This is a genomic window from Apibacter adventoris, from assembly GCF_002964975.1.
GTDB lineage: Bacteria > Bacteroidota > Bacteroidia > Flavobacteriales > Weeksellaceae > Apibacter > Apibacter adventoris.
This window is the reverse complement of the sequence record NZ_PSZM01000036.1, coordinates 120,179-142,377: the sequence shown is the minus strand read 5'-3', so window position 1 is coordinate 142,377 and position 22,199 is coordinate 120,179. Positions and strand designations below refer to the sequence as shown.

Sequence of the window (22,199 nt, the reverse complement as noted above, 5' to 3'; positions counted from 1 at the left end):
TTTTTATTGAGCTTCATATATATCTTCAGTTAGTTGTTGTATATTCTCTATATCTCCCACCGGATTAAGGGCTTCATGTATCAAAGGGTCTGCGTGTTGAAAATTCTTTTTAGAAAGTTCTGCCTGTTGTCCGTGAAAGACAATTTGAATGCAGGCGGAACCACCTACAGGGCAGCTGGCCGTACTGTCTTCGAGCAAAATTTTTCCGCCATTATCTTCCAATTTTACCTCTTCATAAAAATCTTGCCATTCGGTTATGAATACCGTACAGGAATTTCCGTTCTTTCTGGCACAACTCCCAAAAGTATTTTTTTCTAATGTGGCTCCCAGTTCGCAATTGGTCGCGATCAGTTTATATTTTCCTTCAGAATCATTAATATAGCGTTTACTTTGGGTATTTACTCTCAGTATATCTGTATTGCTTCCATAGATACACCGGCAAATAGCCCCCTGGCATACAAGGTGTTTTTCTTTCATCGTTTAGTTTTTAATTTTCATTTTTTTTCATCTATCCAAAAATTTACAGAGTTTTTCGCTGCATACGAGGATAGTTCTTTTTTCATAACAACTGATTGTATTTCAGATTCCTCCAGCGATAACTGCTGTTCTGCCCTTCCGTTTTTATATAAGGTGAAAAATGCTTTTTCTATATTTTTATCCGAGTTTCGTAGAAGATATCGCATAGAAAGCTTTTCAGTTCTGTCTTCATGAACTCCTTCACGATAAAGGGAAAAACAATTCTGATTATCTGTCAAGGCATCTACACGCTCAGAAAAGTAATACTCTACTCCTTTATATTTACAAGAATATTCCCTGTAAAAATCTTGATCGAGTTCCCGCTGATATATCCCTCCAAAAAATAAAAAGAAAAACGCCGTGTTTTGAATACGGGTCTTTAATAATATTTCAGAATTATAAAAATCATTATTCTGCTGTAAATAATTTTGAGAATAGGAATCTTTATAATAGGTAAATAAATCATTTTTAACGGAATTCCAACGACTCAGGATCTCTGCATAATTTACTATTCTATGAATTCCCCCATGTGGGGTAAGGGAAAGCGTTAGGGGATATAAGGGATTTCCGGCACGGCATGCCAGTTGATCTACAAGGAAATCAGGAGCTTTTCCGTTGAGTAATAAATTTTTAAGATAAAGGGTTACCTGCTCATTTTTATAGTTTAAGGAAATATCATAGGTCACCACCTGCCCTTGTGTTTTCATAGTAGTTTTATACACAGAATCCTGAGAATAGATATTTGAAAAAAGTGAGTTATTGGCTCCGAAATTTACTTTCCCCATTATTTTTTTACTAAACACTAATTAATAAACATAAAAGACAAATGTAATAAAAAAGATGATTCATTAATTATTTTTTTATTTTTTTAAATAATTTATCTAAAAACACAGATATATATTTATTGTTTTATTGTTATTTAGAATAAACCCATTATAAACAAAGTGTTTACATTTCGTGTAATGTTATCCATATTTTGGAAATTACGAATAGAAAATCCCGGAGTTTCTTCATAAGCTTGTAAAATTTATGCAAAAAGAACATAAGTAATTGTAAGATTTTACTTGCTCACCGTTATTATTGGATAATTTTTGATGATAAAAAATATAAATCCCAGCAAAAAGTAAGGTTTTTACAAGTATGTTTTATAAGAGATTGTATAAAAAATTTTACCTTTGTTTCTCTAAAATTTAAAAAATGAATTCTTTTATTGAAGAACTTACATGGAGGGGGTTAATTCATAATGTGATTCCCGGAACAGAAGAACAATTGAATAAAGAAATGACTTTGGGGTATATCGGTTTTGACCCTACTGCAGATTCTCTTCATATAGGAAGCTTAGTTCCTATTTTACTTTTGGTACACCTTCAGAGGCATGGCCATAAGCCTGTTGCTCTTATCGGGGGATCTACCGGTATGATCGGAGACCCTTCGGGAAAAAGTAATGAAAGGAACTTATTAAATGACGAAACTTTACAAAAATATTTAATAGGGATTAAATCTCAATTAGCCCGTTTTTTAGATTTTGATGGAAATCAGCCCAATTCAGCCGTTTTAGTTAATAATTATGACTGGATGAAAAATATAAGTTTCTTAGAGTTTGCCAGAGATATTGGTAAGCATATAACAGTAAATTATATGATGGCCAAAGATTCGGTAAAGAAAAGACTAAATGGGGAATTTCAGGATGGCATGTCTTTTACAGAGTTTACCTACCAACTACTTCAGGGTTTTGACTTTTATTATTTATTTAAAGAAAAAGGAGTAAAACTCCAAATGGGCGGTTCTGACCAATGGGGAAATTTAACTACGGGAACAGAGCTTATCAGGAGAAAATTATCTGAAGAGGCTTTTGCTCTTACTTGCCCTTTAACCACTAAAGCAGACGGATCAAAATTCGGAAAAAGCGAAGGGGGGGAAAATATTTGGTTAGATATAAATAAAACTTCTTCTTTTAAATTTTATCAGTTTTGGTTGAATGTAGCCGATATTGAAGCTGAAAAATACATCAAGATCTATACTTTTTTAAGTAAGGAAACCATAGAAGGCTTAATAAATGAGCACCGTGCCAACCCGGGATCTCGTTTACTACAAAAAAAATTAGCGGAAGAGGTTACCCGCTGGGTACATGGAAATGAAGAAACCGAAAAGGCTATAAAAGCTTCGGCTATTTTATTTGGAAAATCTACGAAAGAAGATTTCCTTTCTTTAGATGAATCTACTTTTTTATCATTGTTTGACGGTGTGCCTCAAAAGGAAGTATCTTTAGAAGAAATTAAAAATGGAGTTCCCATTTTAGAAGCTCTTTCTGATTTTAGTGGTTTTTTACCTTCTAAAGGAGAAGCAAGAAGAGCTTTAAAAGAAAATTCCATATCTGTAAATCAGGATAAAATTAAAGAAGATTTTGTTATAAATAATAGTAATCTTTTACAAGGCAAGTATATTTTATTGCAAAGAGGTAAAAAATCATATTTTATTTTGAAAGGTATATAAACATGATTTTTATTTTTTTATCCTTAAAAATTTATATTCTGATAAAAAAATAAATATATTTGCAACGTCTTATAGAACAAACAGATGAAGGGACTTATTAAGTTTTACCATCCTGATGAAACTTTAGAATATCACATCAGGAAATGTTTTTGTAAAGTAGTTTTTTTAAATAATAAAAATACTTTAGTCGTAGAAATAGAATCTTCTGACGATTTAGAGCATGTAGAAGAAGACTCTTATCAAAATGAATATCCACAGGTATCTTTTACTGTTGAAGATTTTGAAATTCCGGTTGATTCTATTCTTAAGTTATCCGGAAAATCTTTTAAAATTCCTGCATTTGAAGAAAAGGAAAACGAAATTGGCGATATGGAAGATATTTTCTATACCAATTTAAATCTTAATGATGAGGAAGATTTAGATACAGATGATAATGAACTTAAATTCGGAAAAGACGAAGAGGGGAATTTAAAAATGATCTGGATTGGCTATTGTGAAGATTTTATTACAAATAAAGATCCTTTAAAATTTAAAATATCTTGTGTTTTTACAAATGATATTTTAAATATAGAGGATTGAATCATATATAATATGATTTAATTTTTATATTAATTTAAATATTTAATACATTGAAAAAATTATTTTTCTTAAGTCTATTTTTATGTACGTTCTCTTTGTCCAAAGCTCAGGTTTTTAGTGGGCCGGGAGATCAAAAAATACAAATCGGGCTTAATGCTTTTGGTTATGGTACGGGAATTACAGGTTCTTATGAATATGGTGTTATAGATTGGATGTCTATAGGTGCCGGGTGTGAATTTTTTTGGAGTGACGATGATGATAATTTTTTTATTTATGGAAAAGCTAATTTCCATTTAGGAGATGTTATAGGGCTGCCTTACAATATGGATCTATATCCGGGAGTGAATATTGGTGCCAGAAATGATGGTTTTGGTATTGGTGCACATTTAGGGTATAGATATTTTTTCAATCAAAATTTTGGAGTTTTTGCTGAAATAGGTAGCCATGGAGCTATAGGTGTAACTATTAATCTTTAAGTTCTTTTTTATTCTACTACCGGTTAGAAACAAAAATTGTTTTGTTCTAAAGTGTATTATTCAAAATACCTAAAATGGGGATGTGTGGCTAATTCTAACATATATTTATCGCCTTTAGTATCTCCAAAAGCATATATTTCATTAAATTGTGATAATTGGATTTCTTTTACAATCCGTTCAACTTTTTCTTTATAATTACAGTTTGGAGTTTTAAATTTTCCATGAAATATATTACCGTCAAAATCTGCTTTTGTTGAAATTAGTCTAAGTCCTAAATAATTTGCAAAAGGTTTAACCCATAAATCTAAAGAGGCAGTAACGATATATTTATTATCTTCTTTAGATAAGTTTGTTATATATTTTAAAGCTTCGGGTCTAATAATAATGTTTTTCCTATTTTCAAAGTAATTATCTGCTAAAATTTCAATTTCTTCTTTATTCTTATTTTTTAAAAATGAGTTTATAAATTTTCTCTTTACTTCCTCTGCTTTTATCAATTTAAACTTTGTTGCTATAAATAATGGGATATATTTTATAAAAACAGAATTATACGTAGTAGGAAAAGTAAAGTTCAGAAAATCAAACAAAGTATCTTTATTGGTTATGGTTCCATCAAAATCAAATAAGTATAATTTTCTATTCATTCTTTTTCATTTTTAAATCCCAATAGGACGAAGAATCGTTAAAAGATTCATTTAACAATTTAAACATTAATTCACTTTTATTGAGTCTTTTCTTTATGGCATACACATGAGGGTAATAATCAAGAAATCTAACCATAAACACATCATATTCATCCCAATGGTCATATATAAATTTGGAGGTAACCAACATTGCCTGATATTCTTTTCCCTTACCATTTATATAAATATATCGATTAATTAAATTTCTATCAGATATTTTATACACATTTTGAGTTCCCTTAAATGTATTATGTATAAATATCATAATTACTTCAGGGTCTAGTTTAGCAATATATGATTCCGTGATTTCATTTTTGGCAGTATACTTTGTATTTAATCCCACCAAATCAATTATTTTTACTTTTTTATCTACCCAATAGGGAATCCTTCCTGCTTCACTAACAGCTAAAGTATTCCCGTCTACCAGTATATTTTTTGCTAATTTTGAAGGAAATACATTGATATAGGATCTTTTACTATGACCATATGTCCATAAAATATGGGCAATACTATTACAAAGAGAAATAAGAATTAGCACATAAAATAAGCCAACACATACTAACCTATATTTCCCTTTATTTTTAGACAAATTTATTATCATCACAATAATAAGATAATAACCCATATATATAACCGGAGCCTGAAATCTACTGGCTATATTTTGAGATTGATGAGCTAAAGATATAGTTAGAAAAAATATAATAGATGGTAATTCTAATAAAAATATATTCTTTTTTTCTTGTTTGTTTTGCAAAATATAACATATAACAAATAATATAATCCCCACTATTACAGCTCCCGATGTAAAATCATATATGTTAATTTTAAAACTTTTCCAAATACTGGTTGCCTGTTTAACGTATAAAGGAAGAGGCAATAATTCTCCAAAATAATTATATCTCCATAAAAAGTAAGATATTCCTACTATTGCAGCAATAAATACGTTAACAAAATATAATTTTCTATTCTTTTTTTCAGATAAAAAAAATCCCAAAATGGTAAAACAAATTCCTAATATAACTCCATCCGGACGAAATAAAGCTATTATTATAGATAATATAGGAATCCAAATTATTTTTACTCTTTTATATAATAAATGTAAAGTGAGAAGTATTATTGAGCTATATAAAAAAACACTAAAACCACCAAATGCTGCGAATACAGGAACAATTAAGAGCCATAAAAAAGAAAACGGAAACAAAATATTTCTTATTATTTTATCTTTAGATTTCATTATAACCGAAGTTAAAATATAAGTTATTATGAATACCCCTAGAGAATTAAGTATAATAGAGGCTATTCCAGTATCTATATAACATTTATTTAATATAGATAAAAGTAAAAACCATAAAAAATCTGTAGCTCCTTCTAAATGTCCCCCTCCAGGATAAAAAGTAATACCATATCCTTTTACAAACATTTCTACATATCTGAACATGATGTAGGCATCTTCTTCAAAATTCATTTTTGATATGTAGTAAATATTAATTACCACATAAAATATGGCAATTAAGAATGAATATATTCCTTTTTTTAAATTTAACTTCATAGTTAATAAATATTAAAATATTTCACTATTTTAAAAGATTTTTTAATTCAAAATAAGATGTATAATTGTTAAAAGATTCATTTAATAAATTATATAATATATCACTTTTTTTCTTACTTTTTTTAATTGCATATACATGAGGATAACTATGCCAAAACTTTACAAAAAATACATCATATTCCTTCCAGTGGCCTAATAAAAAATTTTCTACTGCTATCATGGCCTGATCGTGTTTTTCTATTCCACTAATATTTATTGAGTTTTTAAAAATGTAAGGATCTTCTATCCAATATACATTTTTATTTCCTTCATATGTAGTATTGATAAAGGCCATAATAATATCTGGGTTTACTTTTTCAATATATTGTTTTGTAGTTTTATTTTTAGCTGTGTATTTAGTATTTAACCCTACCAAATCTATTATTTGAACTTTTTTATTTATCCAGTATGGTAATCTACCAGCTTCTGTAAGAGCAATAACATCTCCATCATGCAATATTTTTTCTGAAAACCGAATCGGAAATGTATTATTCATATAAGTAAACCTATTATATATATAATTCCACCCTAAATTTCTAATAGTCGATATTGTAGTTAATAAAATTACTAAATAAAATAACCCAATTAATAATTTTTTATGCTTTATCTTAAATCTTAGGAGATTAATCAACATGTTTAAAATAAGATAATATCCTATATACATAACAGGTGCTTGAAATCTGAATGATACATTTTGAGATAGATAGACAAAAATCAGTATAGAAAAGAATATAATTATCGGAATAGATAATAGAAATATTTTTCTTTTGTCTTGAGGTTTTTGTAGTATAAAGTAAATCAAGAATAAAGTAACTCCCGCTATGCTTCCCCAAGAGAAAAAAACTTTTATGTTCAATTTAACAGTTAACCATACATCATTAGACTGTTTAACGTATAATGGCAGTGGAAGTAATTCTCTAAAATAAGTATATCTCCATGTGAAGTATATTATCCCAATGATAAGGGCTATCATCATATTTATAATATACTGTTTTCTTTTTTCTTTTACACATATATATAACCCTATAAATGTAAAACATACTCCAAAGATTACTCCATCAGGGCGAAATAAAGATATTATAATGGAAAGTATAGGGATCCAATTTATTTTTTCTTCTTTATTTAATAAATGTACAGTAAGAAGAATAATAGAACTATATAAAAATACACTAAAGCCTCCTAAAGCTGCAAAAATAGGAATAAATAAAATCCATAAAAATGAAAATGGAAATAAAATTTTTACGGTTCTTGTATCCTGAACATTTAATACAACTGCACTCATAATATAGGTTATAAGGAAAACTCCAGATGCATTAAGTATTATAGATGCTATTCCAACATCTATATGGACTTTATTTAAAATTGATAGGAGAATAAACCACAAAAAATCTGTTGCTCCTTCTAAATGTTCTCCTCCTGGATAAAAAGTAATACCGTATCCTTTTACGAACATTTCTACATATCTGAACATGATGTAGGCGTCTTCTTCAAAATTAAATACTTTGATATAATAATAATTAATTATTAAATATAATAAGGCAAGAATAAAAGAGCATATTAGTTTTGTTTTCATTGGATTATTTTTTACATCCTCATTTTTTTAAAAATAAATTCAGGAATGACCCTTATAACAGTCATTATGTACCACCATATACCACTTACATATATTTTATTTCTTTTTTTGTTATAAGCCTTGTAAATGATTTGAGCTGCTTTTTTTGGTGAAGAGGTTAATAATTTGGGAAGAGGAAGACCTACTGTCATTTTTGTACTCATAAATCCAGGCAAAACAGTCATAACATGAACTCCTCTATGATATAGATAATTCCTTAGTCCATCTAAATAAACCATGAAACCAGCTTTTGCACTCCCGTAAATAAAATTACTTTGCCTTCCTCTTAATCCTGCTACAGATGACAATCCTATGATTGTACCTTTTCCGACTTTTTCAAATCTTTGTGCCCAATAATTGATTATCGGAACTAATCCATGATAATTAATCTGAATAATTTTTTCAGTATTATTAGCATCATATAAACCTTCTTCTGTATTTTTACCTAAAAATCCTGCTGCACAAAATAATAAGTCTGTTTCAATAGAGTCAAAAACAGAGTAATCTATAGTTTGAGTTATGTCCATAAGAATAACTTCGGTGTCTTGTTTATATTTAACCTGTAAATGGCGTGCTAATCTCTGAGTTTCATCAAAACTAGAAGTCACTAAATAAATTTTAGGATATTTCTTTTCATTTTCTGACAAAACCTTATCTATAAAAGCTTGCGAAATATCTGATGTTGCTCCTAATATTATCATTATAACAAATTTTATTTTTAGAAATGCGAATTATTTATTTTATTTGAGAATTATATAAAATCTGATTTTTATCTTTTATATCTTTATCATTAGAAATTAATTTAATTGAAGGTACTAATCCTGTAACAATATATAAATTATAATTTCCTGATATTATATTTACATTTGTATAATCTATTTTTTTATCTATAAAAGGAATTTTTATAGTCATTTTTCCATCTTCTCCATTTGAATCCCTATAAAAATATTTTACTTCTTTCCTTTTCTTTAAAGCATATTCAACCTTCTCTCTATTTTTCAAATAATTGGATGGTGTTTTTATAATTGCAATAATACTATACAATAAAGAAATTACTCCCAATATAAATAACCATTTGGTTTTTGCAGGAAAACATTTGTAATATAATATAAGAAAAGAAAAAAATAACACAAAAGAAGATTCACATATCATTCTTGTACTTATTATCTCGATTCTTTGCGTGTATTCAGAAAAAACCATACACCCTAAATATACTATTCCAATGGTTAGTAATAATTGATGAAAATTACTAACTTCTCTTTTAAAAAATTTTTTATATCCTATGAAGAACATAAATAATAGAGAGATATCTATTAAAATTAAAACTATACCTATTAATAACATTATAGAGCTACTATATTCTGTAACTTTTACTGATAATATGGGATTTAATACGTTAATAACCCCTAAAAAATTTTCATGTGAAAATGTATATATGTTATTATAATTAGGCAATCCTCTGGAACTTTCTCCAATAAAATCGTTAAAATGTGTATAGTTAAATCCTATATATCCCAATATTCCTATTGCTGAAAATATTAAAAAATAAAAATAACTTTTATAATAAAAAGTTTTAAATAATTTATTTTTAATGGTATAATATAAAAAGTATAATCCAATAGCCAAATATATATATATTCCAGAATATCTTACCAGAAACATACATACCATTATAACAGAGGCTGGAAAAACAAATCTAATTCCCTTTAATTCTCCGGAAAAATATTGGTAAATATAATATACTAGTAAATATTCCAATACTAAAAATGGAGGTTCAGAGTAAGAAAAGAGAAAGAGTGAAAAAATTTTGAACGTTAAAAGTATAATTGTTTCTTTAAAGAAAAATTTTTTATAGTAAGAAAAAATACCAATAAAACAAATTCCTAAAACATTAATAATTTTAGTACTATAAAAATAATCTGGGATTATATAGTAAAATATTTTGACAAGAAAAGGATAACCTAATGGAAATAAATCTGTTACTATTTTAGGAAATCCAATGGTTATTCTAAAATAATCTACTGAATCTGATGTTATTCCTCCAGAAGGGAGAAAAAAGGGAAGCACAGCAGTTTTTAATATTACAAAAATGAATAAAACCCAATATTTTAAATAATTTATTTTCATTAAGATTTACTTCTTTTTAAATGTAGTTCTCTATTCTCTCATGTTGTACCGAATTAAATACTCCTGTTTCTGGTACTTTTACATAATCCAATAAGGATTTTTTAGACATTGAATCTTTAGCTAGATAGATTCTTCCTTTATAATTTTCGACAATTTCATCCAATTCCTTCACAAGTGCAGGTAACTTATTATTAATCTTAAAATCTAGTGCTAAACTATATCCGTCAATAGGAAATGAATTATGGGCTTCTAGGCTACTTTGTTTATATAATTTTAATACAGCTAAAAAAGAACCTTGACCACTTTTAGCAATAGTTTTCAAAATTTCTGTCATTCCTTCTTTACCAACATCTTCAGGTATAATAAATTGATATTGTATAAAACCTTTTTTTCCATAAATTCTATTCCAATTATTAATAGCATCTAAAGGATAAAAAAATGTATCATAATCTACCACATTATCTATTATTTTTTTTCTCTGTTTAAAATAATATAAAAAATTAAATGCTTTTACCGTGAAGGTATTAAGTACAAAAGAGGGGAAATCAAACGGGACATTTAATTTAAGTTTCTTTTTAGGCTTAAGCGGTACTCCTTTCCATTTAGTTGGTAGATCTGTTAGCCTTGCATGTTCTCCTACCATTAGTATAGATCTGCCCAGCTTATTCCCTTTTTGCAAACAATCTATCCATGCCACACTGTACGTATAATTTTTAAATTGATTAAAATAATCAAAAATCTCTTCCAAATTATCTGCTTTTAAAACCTTTTGCTTTATATATGCTGTTTGTACTTTTTTTAAGGTAAATCTTGCAGAAAGAATAATGCCTGTAAGCCCCATACCTCCAATTGTATTCCAAAATAATTCAGAGTTTTCTGTTTTTGAGCATTTTTTTATTTCACCATTTTCAGTTATTATATTAAAATCTAATACATAATCTCCAAAACAACCTTCTGAATGATTATTCTTTCCATGTACGTCAGCCCCAATAGCACCTCCAACTGTTATTAACTTAGTTCCCGGTGTAACAGGAAGAAAATAGCCTTCTGGCACTATAACATCTAAAATATCTGATAATATAACCCCTGATTCACACTCAAAAATACCTTTTTCTCTATCAAATGATAAAAATTTATTTAATCGTAAAGTCGAAAAAATATTATCTTTATTCAAAGAATTATCCCCATAAGAACGCCCATTTCCTCTTGCAATTATAGTTGAACTTTCTTTAATAGATTTCCTTATTTTAGAAATATTGGAAGTCTCAATTAAATTTGTTTCAATCACTGGATATTTACCCCAGTTTGTTACTTTTTGTTTATTAAACATTATTAAAAATTATTATGCTAAATATTTAAGAATAAAAATCACTAACACCCATAATATTATATCAATTTGGATAAATATATCTTTATATACAATTTTTGTCGGAGATTCAGTTTTATTATAGACAAAGCTAAGTTGTAAATAACGTAATACCCCAATGATAACAAAAAAACTTGTATATACTATGCCTTCATGTAAATTTTTTTTCACCAAAGGATCTAATGTATACATAATATAACATACAATAGAACAAGTAGAAACTACTGTCATAGAAATATCTGTAAATTGTAAATTATATCCATCTAAAGATTTTCTAGTTTCTCCTGTTAATTGAGCATTTAACAGTTCTCCTCTTCTCTTTCCAATTCCCATAATTAATGCAAGGAAGAACGTTAATAAAATAGCCCATATAGAAATAAATAAACCTGTTGAATATCCACCAGCAAAAACTCTTAGTAAAAAACCCACTGCGATTATTGTTATATCTATAATCGCTACATGCTTCAGCTTAAAACTATAAGCTAAATTCATTAAAAAATAAATTGTAATAATAATCACAGTTGAAGTAGATTTCAATAAATAACAAAAAAAGTATGATAAGAAAAACAAAATAAAAAAAACAATCACAGCTTCTTTTTTAGAAATTGTACCATTAGCTAATGGCCTATTTTTTTTTTCTGGATGTTTTCTATCTTTTTCAATATCTACATAATCATTAATTATATAGATAGAACTTGCTATAAAAGAAAACGAAAAGAACGCTATTATAGATTTAATTAACAAATCTCTATTTAATAATTCTCCAGCGAAAAAAATAGGAAGAAATACAAATCCATTTTTTATCCACTGATGTACTCTTATTAATTGTAAATACTGCACTTAGACTTTTTTTAAGATCATAAAGGTACAAATTTATGTATTTTTTACATTTCTAACCCTTACATATGATAAATAAATGACATAAAATCAATTAACATACGTATATGATTAAAAATAAAAACATAAATAAAAATAATTATATCATTTTTTTTGCAAAAAAAGTAAAAAATTAACTACAAATATTTTAAAATATACATTATTTTTTATTAATTCCTAAATCTTACATTTAAATAAACTAATTATTTCATTATTTAGAATAAATATAAATTTTCAATTCAAAATGATAATTATCATATTTTCAAAATTTATATTGTATATTAGGTGTCGAAGAAATTATATGTTTTTATTTACTAAATACTCAACAATAATTTTGTAAATAAATTTCTATATATATAATTAATGATTATAGACTTAATTAAAAATAAACACATTATGATTTTTGATTTAGATATGATTAAAGGGGTTTATTCTCGCTATAAATCAAGAGTAGAAAAAGCTCGTAACATAGTTGGAAAACCTCTAACATATGCAGAAAAAGTTTTATATGCACATCTATTTGCAGAAGATGCAACAGAAAACTTTAAAAGAGGAGAATCCTATGTTGATTTTGCTCCAGACCGTGTAGCTATGCAGGATGCAACTGCACAAATGGCTTTATTGCAATTTATGCAAGCCGGAAAGAAAAAAGTTGCAGTTCCATCTACCGTTCATGCAGATCATTTAATACAGGCAAGAGTAGGCGCAGATAAAGATTTACAAGAAGCGTTAAATAAAAATAATGAAGTATACAACTTTCTGGCATCTGTTACAAACAAATATGGAATAGGATTTTGGAAACCAGGAGCTGGAATTATTCATCAAGTCATTTTAGAAAATTATGCTTTCCCTGGTGGTATGATGATAGGTACAGACTCTCATACAGTAAATGCCGGAGGACTAGGAATGATTGCTATAGGAGTTGGTGGAGCTGATGCAGTAGATGTTATGGCGGGAATGGCATGGGAACTAAAATTTCCCAAACTAATTGGTGTAAAATTAAGCGGAAAATTAAGTGGTTGGACATCTCCGAAAGATATTATATTAGAATTGGCCGGATTATTAACTGTTAAAGGAGGTACAGGATGCATTATTGAATATTTTGGTGAAGGAGCAGAATCCCTTTCTTGCACAGGAAAAGGAACTATATGTAATATGGGAGCTGAAGTCGGAGCTACAACGTCTATTTTTGCCTATGATGAAAGTATGAACAGATATTTAAGGGGAACAAATAGAACTGAAATAGCTGAGTTGGCAGATGAAATAAAAAATGAACTTCGGGCAGATAAAGAAATCTATGAAGATCCTGCAAAATATTTTGACCAAATAATCGAATTAGATCTAAATAAATTAGAACCTCATCTTAATGGTCCTTTTTCTCCCGATATTGCTACTCCTATTTCTAAAATTAAAGAAGTTGCAGAAAAAAATGGCTGGCCATTAAAAGTTGAAGTTGGTCTGATAGGTTCATGTACAAACTCATCCTATGAAGATATTTCTAGGGCAGCATCTATAGCTAAACAAGCGGCTGACAAAGGAATACTCCCAAAAGCAGAATATACAATTACTCCCGGTTCCGAATTAGTGCGATATACTGTAGAAAGAGATGGATATTTAGACGTTTTCAATAAAATTGGAGGTAAAGTTTTTGCAAATGCTTGTGGTCCATGTATAGGTCAATGGGCAAGAGAAGGATCAGAAAAACAAGAAAAGAATACTATTGTACACTCATTTAACCGGAACTTTGCTAAAAGAGCCGATGGAAACCCAAATACTTACGCCTTCGTAAGTTCTCCGGAATTGGTAACTGCTTTAGCTATAGCCGGGGATTTAGCCTTCGACCCTAGAAAAGATAAATTAAAAAATGAAAAAGGTGAAGAGGTTATGTTAGATGAGCCTCAGGGATTTGAACTTCCTCCTAAAGGTTTTGATGTTGAAGATCCCGGATATGTAGCTCCCGCTAAAGATGGTTCTAATATTAATGTAGTTGTTTCCCCAACTTCTGAACGTTTACAGTTACTAGAAAGCTTTCCTGCTTGGGATGGAAAAAATATAACTGGTGCTCGTTTATTAATAAAAGCCTATGGTAAATGCACTACAGATCATATTTCTATGGCAGGACCTTGGCTTCGTTTTAGAGGACATTTAGATAATATTTCAAATAATACATTAATAGGCGCTGTGAATGCCTTTAATATGGAAACCAACAAAGTGAAAAATGAAATAAATGGGGAATATATGCCTGTTCCTGACTCTGCACGAAAATATAAAGCAGCCGGAATTCCAACAATTATAGTTGGTGATAATAATTATGGTGAGGGCTCTTCTCGTGAACATGCAGCCATGCAACCGCGTCATTTAGGAGTAAGGGCTGTTTTGGTAAAATCTTTTGCAAGAATTCATGAAACCAATCTTAAAAAACAAGGAATGTTAGCCATTACTTTTTCTAATCCTGATGATTATAATAAAATTTTAGAAGATGATACTTTTAATTTTTTGGATTTAGACCAATTTGCTCCAAGTAAAACTCTAACTATTGAATTGATTCATGCAAATGGTAACAAAGAAAACATATTTGTTAACCATACCTATAATCAAGCACAAATAGATTGGTTTAAAGCGGGTTCTGCATTAAATTTAATTAAACAAAAAGAAGCCGTCCCAAAGAACTAAATTTAATCTTATATAAAAAAGCCTGCCCCCTAATAGACTTATAAATTTCATGGATGCATATGATTTTGATATACGCCATGAAAAAAATTTTGCGTACATAATAAATTAATAAAGACAGAAAAATAATTACTTTTGAAAATATGAACTTATTATACCGAGATAAAATTACATTCCATCTCAAAAGACATCAAAAGAATTATTAAAAACAAAACTTCAAGATGTAAAATATTACAGTTATGGCATTTTAAAGATGAATTCTTTAAATAATGGAAACTGTCCTACGAATTACTGATAAAACTCCTATGTCCTTCCTAATTCTTGCATTATGTTTGTTCTCTTTAAAAATATAAAATTTAAAGTTTATCCTTTAAATATAAACCGGTATAAGATTTTTTACATTTAACTAAATCTTCAGGAGTTCCTGAAAATACAACTTGCCCTCCATTTATCCCTGCTTCAGGCCCTATATCTACAACATAATCAGCACATTTAATAATATCTGGGTGGTGTTCAATAACCATCACACTATGCCCTTTTTCTATAAGAGCATTAAAAGATTTTAATAATTTATTAATATCGTCAAAATGTAAACCTGTACTTGGTTCATCAAATATAAACAGAGTTTTTTCTGAAGCATTTCCTTTTACAAGGAAAGAAGCCAGTTTAATACGTTGTGCTTCTCCTCCAGAAAGTGTTCCTGATGATTGACCTAACTGAAGATATCCTAGGCCTACATCCTCTAAAGGTTGTAATTTTGTTACAATTTTATCTTGTTTGTTATTTTTAAAAAAAACAATGGATTCTTCTATAGTCATTTCTAATATATCCGCAATATTTTTGCCTTCATATTGTACTTCTAAAATTTCCTGTTTAAAACGTTTTCCATGACAAGTTTCACATTCCAGTTCAATATCAGCCATAAACTGCATTTCTACGGTAATATGCCCCTCTCCCTGGCAAGTTTCACAGCGTCCACCTTCAACATTAAAAGAAAAATGTTTGGGTTTATAACCATTTAGTATACTTAATTTTTGCTTTGCAAATAAATCACGGATATCATCAAATGCTTTTACATATGTAGCAGGATTTGATCGTGAAGATTTTCCTATAGGGTTTTGATCTACTAACTCTAAATGTTCAATTTCTTTAATATTTCCTTTAAGTTCTGAGAAACTTCCTGGTTTATCACCGCTTAAACCTAATTTACGTTGAAGTGCAGGAGTTAGTATATCTTTCATTAAAGTACTCTTTCCAGAACCGCTGACTCCGGTAATCACTGTAAGGCAATGTAAGGGCAATTTTACATCTATTCCTTTTAAGTTATTTTGACGAGCTCCTGTAATTTCAATAAATTCTTTGGTTTTTCTTCTTTTAGCCGGGACTTCTATCTTTTTATCTCCATTTAAATAGTCCGAAGTAAGCGTATGGTTTTTTAACATATCTTTAAAATTACCTTCAAAAACTACTTCTCCTCCTAAATTTCCTGCATTTGGTCCTATATCTACTAAATAATCTGCTGCTTTCATAATATCTTCGTCATGTTCAACAACTACTACGGTATTACCTAAATTTCGTAATCGTTTAAGGACAGATATCAATCGTTCTGTATCCCTTCCGTGTAATCCGATGCTTGGTTCATCTAAAATATAAATAGATCCTACTAAACTACTCCCAAGAGAAGTAGCAAGATTAATTCGCTGAGATTCTCCTCCAGAAAGTGTATTAGATGCCCTATTTAATGTTAAATATCCTAAACCAACATCTAATAAAAAAGACAGTCGATTATTTATTTCAAATAATAGTCTTTGAGAGACTTTTTTTTGATATGAATCTAATGATAAATCTTGAATTATTTTATATAATTGATCTAATGGAATATCTACCCAATCAGTTAAAGAATATCCATTAATTTTCACATATTTTGTTTCTGGTCTTAAACGTTTCCCTTTACATTCCGGACATATTGTTCTTCCTCTATAGCGGGAAAGCATAACTCTATATTGTATCTTATAGGTATTCTCTTCCAACATTTTGAAAAAATTATTAAGACATGGAAAATCTTTATCTCCATTTCCTTTCCATAAAATTTCCTTTTGTGATTCGGTTAATTCAAAATATGGTTTATGAATCGGAAATTTATATTTTGCTGATTGCTTGATAAATTCATCTTTCCATTCACTCATTTTTTCTCCTCTCCAACATAAGATTGCATCTTCATATAAAGATAAATTTTTATTAGTAATCACTAAATCTTCATCAATACCTAATACTTTTCCATATCCTTCACACATAGGACAAGCTCCATAAGGATTATTAAAACTAAAAAAATGTATTGTAGGCTCTAAAAAGGTAATGCCATCTCTTTCAAATGCATTAGAAAATGTACGAGTGGTTTCTGTTTCTGTATTTTTTATGAAACAAATTCCTTTTCCTTCATAAAAAGCTGTCTGCACACTATCTGCAAAACGTTGTAAAAATTCATCTTCATATTCCACAGAAAATCTTTCAATTACTAAATTAATTTCAATTCCCTTTTCAGGTATAAAACCAAAACTTTCTAAATCATCAATTGTGATTAATCTACCGCCTACTTCTAATCTAACATATCCCTGACTTTTTAATAATTTTAATAATTCAGGAAATTTTTTATCTTCCCATTCTAAAGGTGAGGATAAAATATATTTTCCTCCTTCCGGTAATTGGGTAATATAATTGATAACATCTGTAACTTCATCTTTTTTAACTTCTTCTCCTGAAACCGGAGAATAGGTTTTTCCGACTCTTGAAAATAGCAATCGGAGATAATCATAAATTTCTGTAGAAGTTCCTACTGTAGAACGTGAATTTCCTGAAATAACTTTTTGTTGTATAGCAATAGCAGGCGCCAAACCTTTTATATCATCTACCTGAGGTTTTTCTAGCTTACCTAAAAACTGACGTGCATAAGAACTTAAACTTTCCACATACCGTCGTTGTCCCTCTGCATATAAAGTATCAAAAGCCAAGGTTGATTTTCCGCTTCCTGAAACTCCTGTAATAACTGTCAATTTATTTTGCGGTATGGATACATTAATGTTTTTTAAATTGTGAAGGTGTGCATTTTTAATATATACAATATCCGTAGTTTTTATATTTTTTGTTTTCAAATCTTCTTTTTAATGTATGGTAAATTTCTGTTATATACAAAAAACAAAGGTAGAAAAATTAATACTTTTTTATATTTTTTTTTAATATTTCCAGATAAAATTTAATGATAATAAATCATAAATTTCAACCTATTATCTTCAATTTTTTTAAATAACAAAAGACCGGCAAAAAACCGGTCTTATTATATGAAAAAGTCAATTTGTTTTTTTACTTGGTCAAATCTATAATCTCTGCTACTGGAGCTGTTTTCATTGCTAATTTTGCAGCATTTTTCACTGAAGATTCATTATCATATTTTTCTCCTACACAAACAGATTGTCCATTACCAGCTTTTAGATTGAAATACCATTTTTTATTAGAAGATTGTTTAAATTCAAATCGATCTTCATTTTTAGTATTTCTTTTTACAGAACCTATACCTTTTTGACAGTTTGTCTTTTGGGTATATCCATCACTTACCAAGATTGTTTCACCATTTTTAGACTTAAGTCTAAAACAAAAAGCACCGGAATTGTTTTTGAAAATTTCAAACATAATTCTTTATTTTTTAGTGTTAATATGACATAATCATAGTAAAAATCATGCCAAAATTTTATAAAAAACAAATTTTAATATATCTAAATAATTAGTTTACTATTCTGTATATGCATTTTATTATTAAAAAAATCACTTTGATAATTTCTTTTTCATTTTATTTTCAAGGCATTATAAGTTTTGATTTTATCTTATTCTAAATAGAATTTAACTTTAAATATTTTTAATCATCTTTCTTTGCTATTTATTTTTATTTACATCATTACAATTTGTTTATAAACATATTTTTAGCTTTATTTACTTTTTAAGAAATACTATTTTTACTAAAAAACTTATTTACTTATTTTTTTAATTAATTTTGTGATAAAAGACAGTAAACAATAATGGACCTTACAAAAGATTTAGAATTATATATTGAACAAAATAGTGAAGATGAACCTGAAATATTAGCTCAGCTAAGACGAGAAACATACCAAAAGACAACACAACCCCATATGATTTCGGGATATCTACAAGGTAGAATTTTAAGTATTATTTCTAAAATTATAAATCCCAATCTTATCGTAGAGGTGGGAACATTTACCGGTTATTCTACTCTATGTCTCGCAGAAGGGTTAAATAAAAACGGAAAGATCATAACAATAGACAAAAATTTAGAAACTTCTTATATACCTGAGAAATATTTTCGTCAGTCTCAATTTTCCAATTTGATTAATTACAAGATAGGAGAAGCTATAGAAATCCTTCCCAATATAGAAGATGGTATTGATTTGGTTTTTCTGGATGCAGATAAAGAATCTTATTCAGATTATATAAATATACTATTGCCTAAATTAAAAAAAGGAGGAATAGTTCTTGCCGATAATATATTATGGAAAGGCAAGGTAGTAGGAGATGCAAAGGATAAAAAAACAGAGGCTATCCGAAAATTTAATAAAATGATAAAATTGAATGATTCCGTAGAGGTGGTTATTTTACCGATTAGAGATGGAATAAGTATTATCCGTAAGAAATAAGTATGAGTAAATCTATCTGCCAGGTAAGTGTATCTCCCGTAAGAAAAGAGCCCTCAGATACTTCTGAAATGATTACACAAATTTTGTTTGGCGAATTTGTTGAGGTTCTGGAAGTTTTAAAAAATTGGGTGAAAATTAAAATTATTTTTGATGGATATGAAGGATGGGTAGATATTAAGCAAATTTTAATGTTAAGTGATCTTGAATATAGTGCCTTATCTCAGGAAACTTCTTTTATTTCAGAACCTTTTGGTTTATTGGTCTATGATCATAAACCTTTCCCTGTAACCATCGGCGCAGAAATCCATACCTTACAAGAACCCGATACTTTCCAATTGATACAAAGTAAAAAATTTTTTATTGAGGATAGTTTAATCAAAGGCAAACAAACCAAAGAAAAAATTCTGGATTTTGCTTTTAAATATATAAATACCCCTTATTTATGGGGAGGGAAATCTACTTATGGTATTGATTGTAGTGGATTTACTCAAATGGTATATAAAATTTGCGGGTATAAACTCCCAAGAGATGCCTATCAACAGGCAGAAATAGGCGAAGTTTTAAGTTTTATAGAAGAATCTGAACCGGGTGATCTTGCTTTTTTTGAAAATTCTGAAGGGAAAATTATTCATGTTGGTTTTGTTCTTCCTGAACAAAAAATTTTACACGCACACGGAAAAGTCCGTATTGATAATTTAGATTATACAGGTATTTTTAACTCTGAGATAAACCGATACACACATCAATTACGTTTTATTAGAAAAATATTTTAATTTTCTTATTTGTTAAGTGATCTAAAACATATATTTATTATATGAAAAAACGTTATTCAAATTTTTCATATGAAGCTGCCTTAGACGAGGTAGGAAGGGGCTGCTTAGCTGGTCCGGTAGTAGCTGCAGCAGTTATATTACCCAAAGATTTTTTTAACCCTTTAATTAATGACTCTAAACAACTAAGTGAAAAAAAAAGAATTGAACTAGATATAATTATTAAAAATAATGCTTTGGATTATGCTATTGCTGAAGTACCTCCAGAAGAAATTGATAAAATCAATATATTAAACGCTAGTTTTCTTGCCATGCATAAAGCCCTAGAAAAACTCATTCAAAAACCGGATTTTTTAGTGGTAGATGGGAATCGTTTTAAAAAATATAAGGAAATTCCTTTTATTTGTGCAGTAAAAGGAGATGCTAATTATATGAATATAGCGGCAGCTTCTATATTAGCAAAAAATTATAGAGATCAATTAATGACAAATTTAGATAGTGAATATCCGCAATATCAATGGAAGAAAAATAAAGGATATCCTACCGCTGAACATAGACAGGCTATTATTGATAATGGAATAACTCCTTATCATAGAAAATCTTTTAAACTTATTCCTACTCAACTATCTTTGGATATGTAAATTTTATATTTTGAAATAAGTATAAATACAAAAAAACATTAAAACCAATTAAAAAATAAAAGACATATTTTTGTTATTTTTATAATAGAAAGAAATTATCCTTAAATACTTAAACATAAATATTTTTTAATTAATTTATGATTTAAAAAATGTATGTTTGTAAACAAAATTAACTATATTTTTTATATTTATGAAAAAAGTAACTGTATTTATAACCATATGTTATATTTTATCTGGGATAATAGGTATAATAATGTGGAATATCCCAAAAACACAAAATCCTTTTAACCCTTTTCTACTTTTTCTTTATATATTATTAATGCTTACTCCTTCTATTGTAGCATTTATAGTAGAAAAAAAGAAGTTTTTAGAAATAACCGAAAAATTTCAATTAAATTTTAAAAATATTAACTGGAAACAAACTTTTAAATATTTATTAATAACGAACTTATTTATTCCTATTTTAGTTATGGCTTATGGGTATTTATTAGGAAATGTATTAGAAATTGAAGTATTTGGAAGATTAGTAACTAATTATATCCAGTTAGATCCTGAAATAATTAAAAAGCTACCTTCTTTTTTAAAAACAGATTATCTATTATTTTTTCTAATTCTCATGACATTTATTTCTTGTTTATTGTCATCTATTTCTGTAAATGGGATTATTGCATTGGGTGAAGAAATTGGCTGGAGAGGGTTTCTAGAAAAAAATATTAACCTATCTTTTTTTAAAAAAAATGTTTTAATTGGTATTATTTGGGGCATATGGCATGCGCCTATAATCTTATGCGGCCATAATTACCCATCACATCCTTTTTTAGGAATAATAATGATGGTATTCTTATGTATACCAATGTCTTTTTATTTTTCTTTTGCATTAAAAAACACAAAATGTCTATTTGTTATTGCTGCTCTTCATGGAGGTTTTAATGCAACATCACGAACATTAGTATTTACACAAATAAACTTTAATGATTTATTTGGACCTATAGGGGTATTAATGATCCTTTCGGTATTAACTGTTTTTATAATAGATTATGCCTTTAACATTAAAAATCAAAAAATGCATAATTAATTATAAATTATTATTTTGATATTTTGT

19 protein-coding genes are annotated in these 22,199 nt (G+C 28.2%); 8 read left to right on the top strand and 11 right to left on the bottom strand.

The features are described from left to right. Positions 1-3: 3 nt before the first annotated feature. Both C4S77_RS05680 and C4S77_RS05675 read right to left on the bottom strand, forming a co-directional pair. Complete coding sequence (locus C4S77_RS05680) at positions 4-477, bottom strand: DUF4280 domain-containing protein (RefSeq protein ID WP_105192963.1); 474 nt, start codon at positions 475-477, stop codon at positions 4-6. A 17-nt stretch (positions 478-494) separates the two neighbouring features. After that, a complete protein-coding gene (locus C4S77_RS05675) occupies positions 495-1,301 on the bottom strand; it encodes a hypothetical protein (RefSeq protein ID WP_105246712.1) in 807 nt (268 codons plus the stop codon). A gap of 412 nt (positions 1,302-1,713) precedes the next feature. On the opposite strand from C4S77_RS05675, the gene tyrS reads away from it, so the two are divergent. The 3 genes from tyrS (at position 1,714) to C4S77_RS05660 (ending at position 4,064) form a co-directional block, all read left to right on the top strand. Next, complete coding sequence (gene tyrS / locus C4S77_RS05670) at positions 1,714-3,009, top strand: tyrosine--tRNA ligase (protein ID WP_105246710.1); 1,296 nt, start codon at positions 1,714-1,716, stop codon at positions 3,007-3,009. 84 nt (positions 3,010-3,093) lie between these two features. Next, positions 3,094-3,588, top strand: coding sequence for a hypothetical protein (locus C4S77_RS05665; RefSeq protein ID WP_105246708.1), 495 nt, complete (start codon positions 3,094-3,096; stop codon positions 3,586-3,588). Between the two features lie 50 nt (positions 3,589-3,638). Further along, positions 3,639-4,064, top strand: coding sequence for a DUF6646 family protein (locus C4S77_RS05660; RefSeq protein ID WP_105192955.1), 426 nt, complete (start codon positions 3,639-3,641; stop codon positions 4,062-4,064). 56 nt (positions 4,065-4,120) lie between these two features. Here C4S77_RS05660 and C4S77_RS05655 read toward each other — a convergent pair whose 3' ends face one another. Genes C4S77_RS05655 through C4S77_RS05625 form a run of 7 tightly spaced genes read right to left on the bottom strand, consistent with a single transcriptional unit; the run spans position 4,121 to position 12,280 of the window. Then, a complete protein-coding gene (locus tag C4S77_RS05655; protein WP_105246706.1) occupies positions 4,121-4,708 on the bottom strand; it encodes an HAD-IB family phosphatase in 588 nt (195 codons plus the stop codon). Then, positions 4,701-6,296: a hypothetical protein gene (locus C4S77_RS05650; protein ID WP_105246704.1), complete on the bottom strand. Its 1,596-nt coding sequence runs from the start codon at positions 6,294-6,296 to the stop codon at positions 4,701-4,703. The genes C4S77_RS05655 and C4S77_RS05650 overlap by 8 nt, the downstream gene beginning before the upstream one ends. A gap of 25 nt (positions 6,297-6,321) precedes the next feature. Then, complete coding sequence (locus C4S77_RS05645; RefSeq protein ID WP_146106051.1) at positions 6,322-7,908, bottom strand: hypothetical protein; 1,587 nt, start codon at positions 7,906-7,908, stop codon at positions 6,322-6,324. Between the two features lie 11 nt (positions 7,909-7,919). After that, positions 7,920-8,648: an SDR family NAD(P)-dependent oxidoreductase gene (locus C4S77_RS05640; protein WP_105246700.1), complete on the bottom strand. Its 729-nt coding sequence runs from the start codon at positions 8,646-8,648 to the stop codon at positions 7,920-7,922. 34 nt (positions 8,649-8,682) lie between these two features. Continuing rightward, positions 8,683-10,074, bottom strand: coding sequence for a hypothetical protein (locus C4S77_RS05635; protein ID WP_105246698.1), 1,392 nt, complete (start codon positions 10,072-10,074; stop codon positions 8,683-8,685). Between the two features lie 16 nt (positions 10,075-10,090). Then, positions 10,091-11,404, bottom strand: coding sequence for an FAD-binding oxidoreductase (locus tag C4S77_RS05630; RefSeq protein ID WP_105246696.1), 1,314 nt, complete (start codon positions 11,402-11,404; stop codon positions 10,091-10,093). Positions 11,405-11,416: 12 nt separating this feature from the next. Continuing rightward, positions 11,417-12,280: a decaprenyl-phosphate phosphoribosyltransferase gene (locus C4S77_RS05625; RefSeq protein WP_105246694.1), complete on the bottom strand. Its 864-nt coding sequence runs from the start codon at positions 12,278-12,280 to the stop codon at positions 11,417-11,419. A 432-nt stretch (positions 12,281-12,712) separates the two neighbouring features. On the opposite strand from C4S77_RS05625, the gene C4S77_RS05620 reads away from it, so the two are divergent. Further along, positions 12,713-14,989, top strand: a complete 2,277-nt coding sequence (locus C4S77_RS05620; protein WP_105246816.1) for an aconitate hydratase — start codon at positions 12,713-12,715, stop codon at positions 14,987-14,989. A 353-nt stretch (positions 14,990-15,342) separates the two neighbouring features. Here C4S77_RS05620 and uvrA read toward each other — a convergent pair whose 3' ends face one another. Together uvrA and C4S77_RS05610 are read right to left on the bottom strand one after the other, a co-directional pair. Further along, complete coding sequence (uvrA, locus tag C4S77_RS05615) at positions 15,343-18,135, bottom strand: excinuclease ABC subunit UvrA (RefSeq protein WP_260209490.1); 2,793 nt, start codon at positions 18,133-18,135, stop codon at positions 15,343-15,345. Positions 18,136-18,343: 208 nt separating this feature from the next. Next, positions 18,344-18,670: a YegP family protein gene (locus C4S77_RS05610; RefSeq protein ID WP_105192937.1), complete on the bottom strand. Its 327-nt coding sequence runs from the start codon at positions 18,668-18,670 to the stop codon at positions 18,344-18,346. 383 nt (positions 18,671-19,053) lie between these two features. On the opposite strand from C4S77_RS05610, the gene C4S77_RS05605 reads away from it, so the two are divergent. From C4S77_RS05605 to C4S77_RS05590, 4 genes are all read left to right on the top strand, one after another. Further along, complete coding sequence (locus tag C4S77_RS05605) at positions 19,054-19,686, top strand: O-methyltransferase (RefSeq protein ID WP_105246693.1); 633 nt, start codon at positions 19,054-19,056, stop codon at positions 19,684-19,686. Positions 19,687-19,688: 2 nt separating this feature from the next. Next, complete coding sequence (locus C4S77_RS05600; RefSeq protein ID WP_105246691.1) at positions 19,689-20,459, top strand: C40 family peptidase; 771 nt, start codon at positions 19,689-19,691, stop codon at positions 20,457-20,459. A 41-nt stretch (positions 20,460-20,500) separates the two neighbouring features. Next, positions 20,501-21,097: a ribonuclease HII gene (locus C4S77_RS05595; RefSeq protein WP_105246690.1), complete on the top strand. Its 597-nt coding sequence runs from the start codon at positions 20,501-20,503 to the stop codon at positions 21,095-21,097. A gap of 190 nt (positions 21,098-21,287) precedes the next feature. Further along, a complete protein-coding gene (locus C4S77_RS05590; protein WP_105246688.1) occupies positions 21,288-22,172 on the top strand; it encodes a CPBP family intramembrane glutamic endopeptidase in 885 nt (294 codons plus the stop codon). Positions 22,173-22,199: the final 27 nt, after the last annotated feature.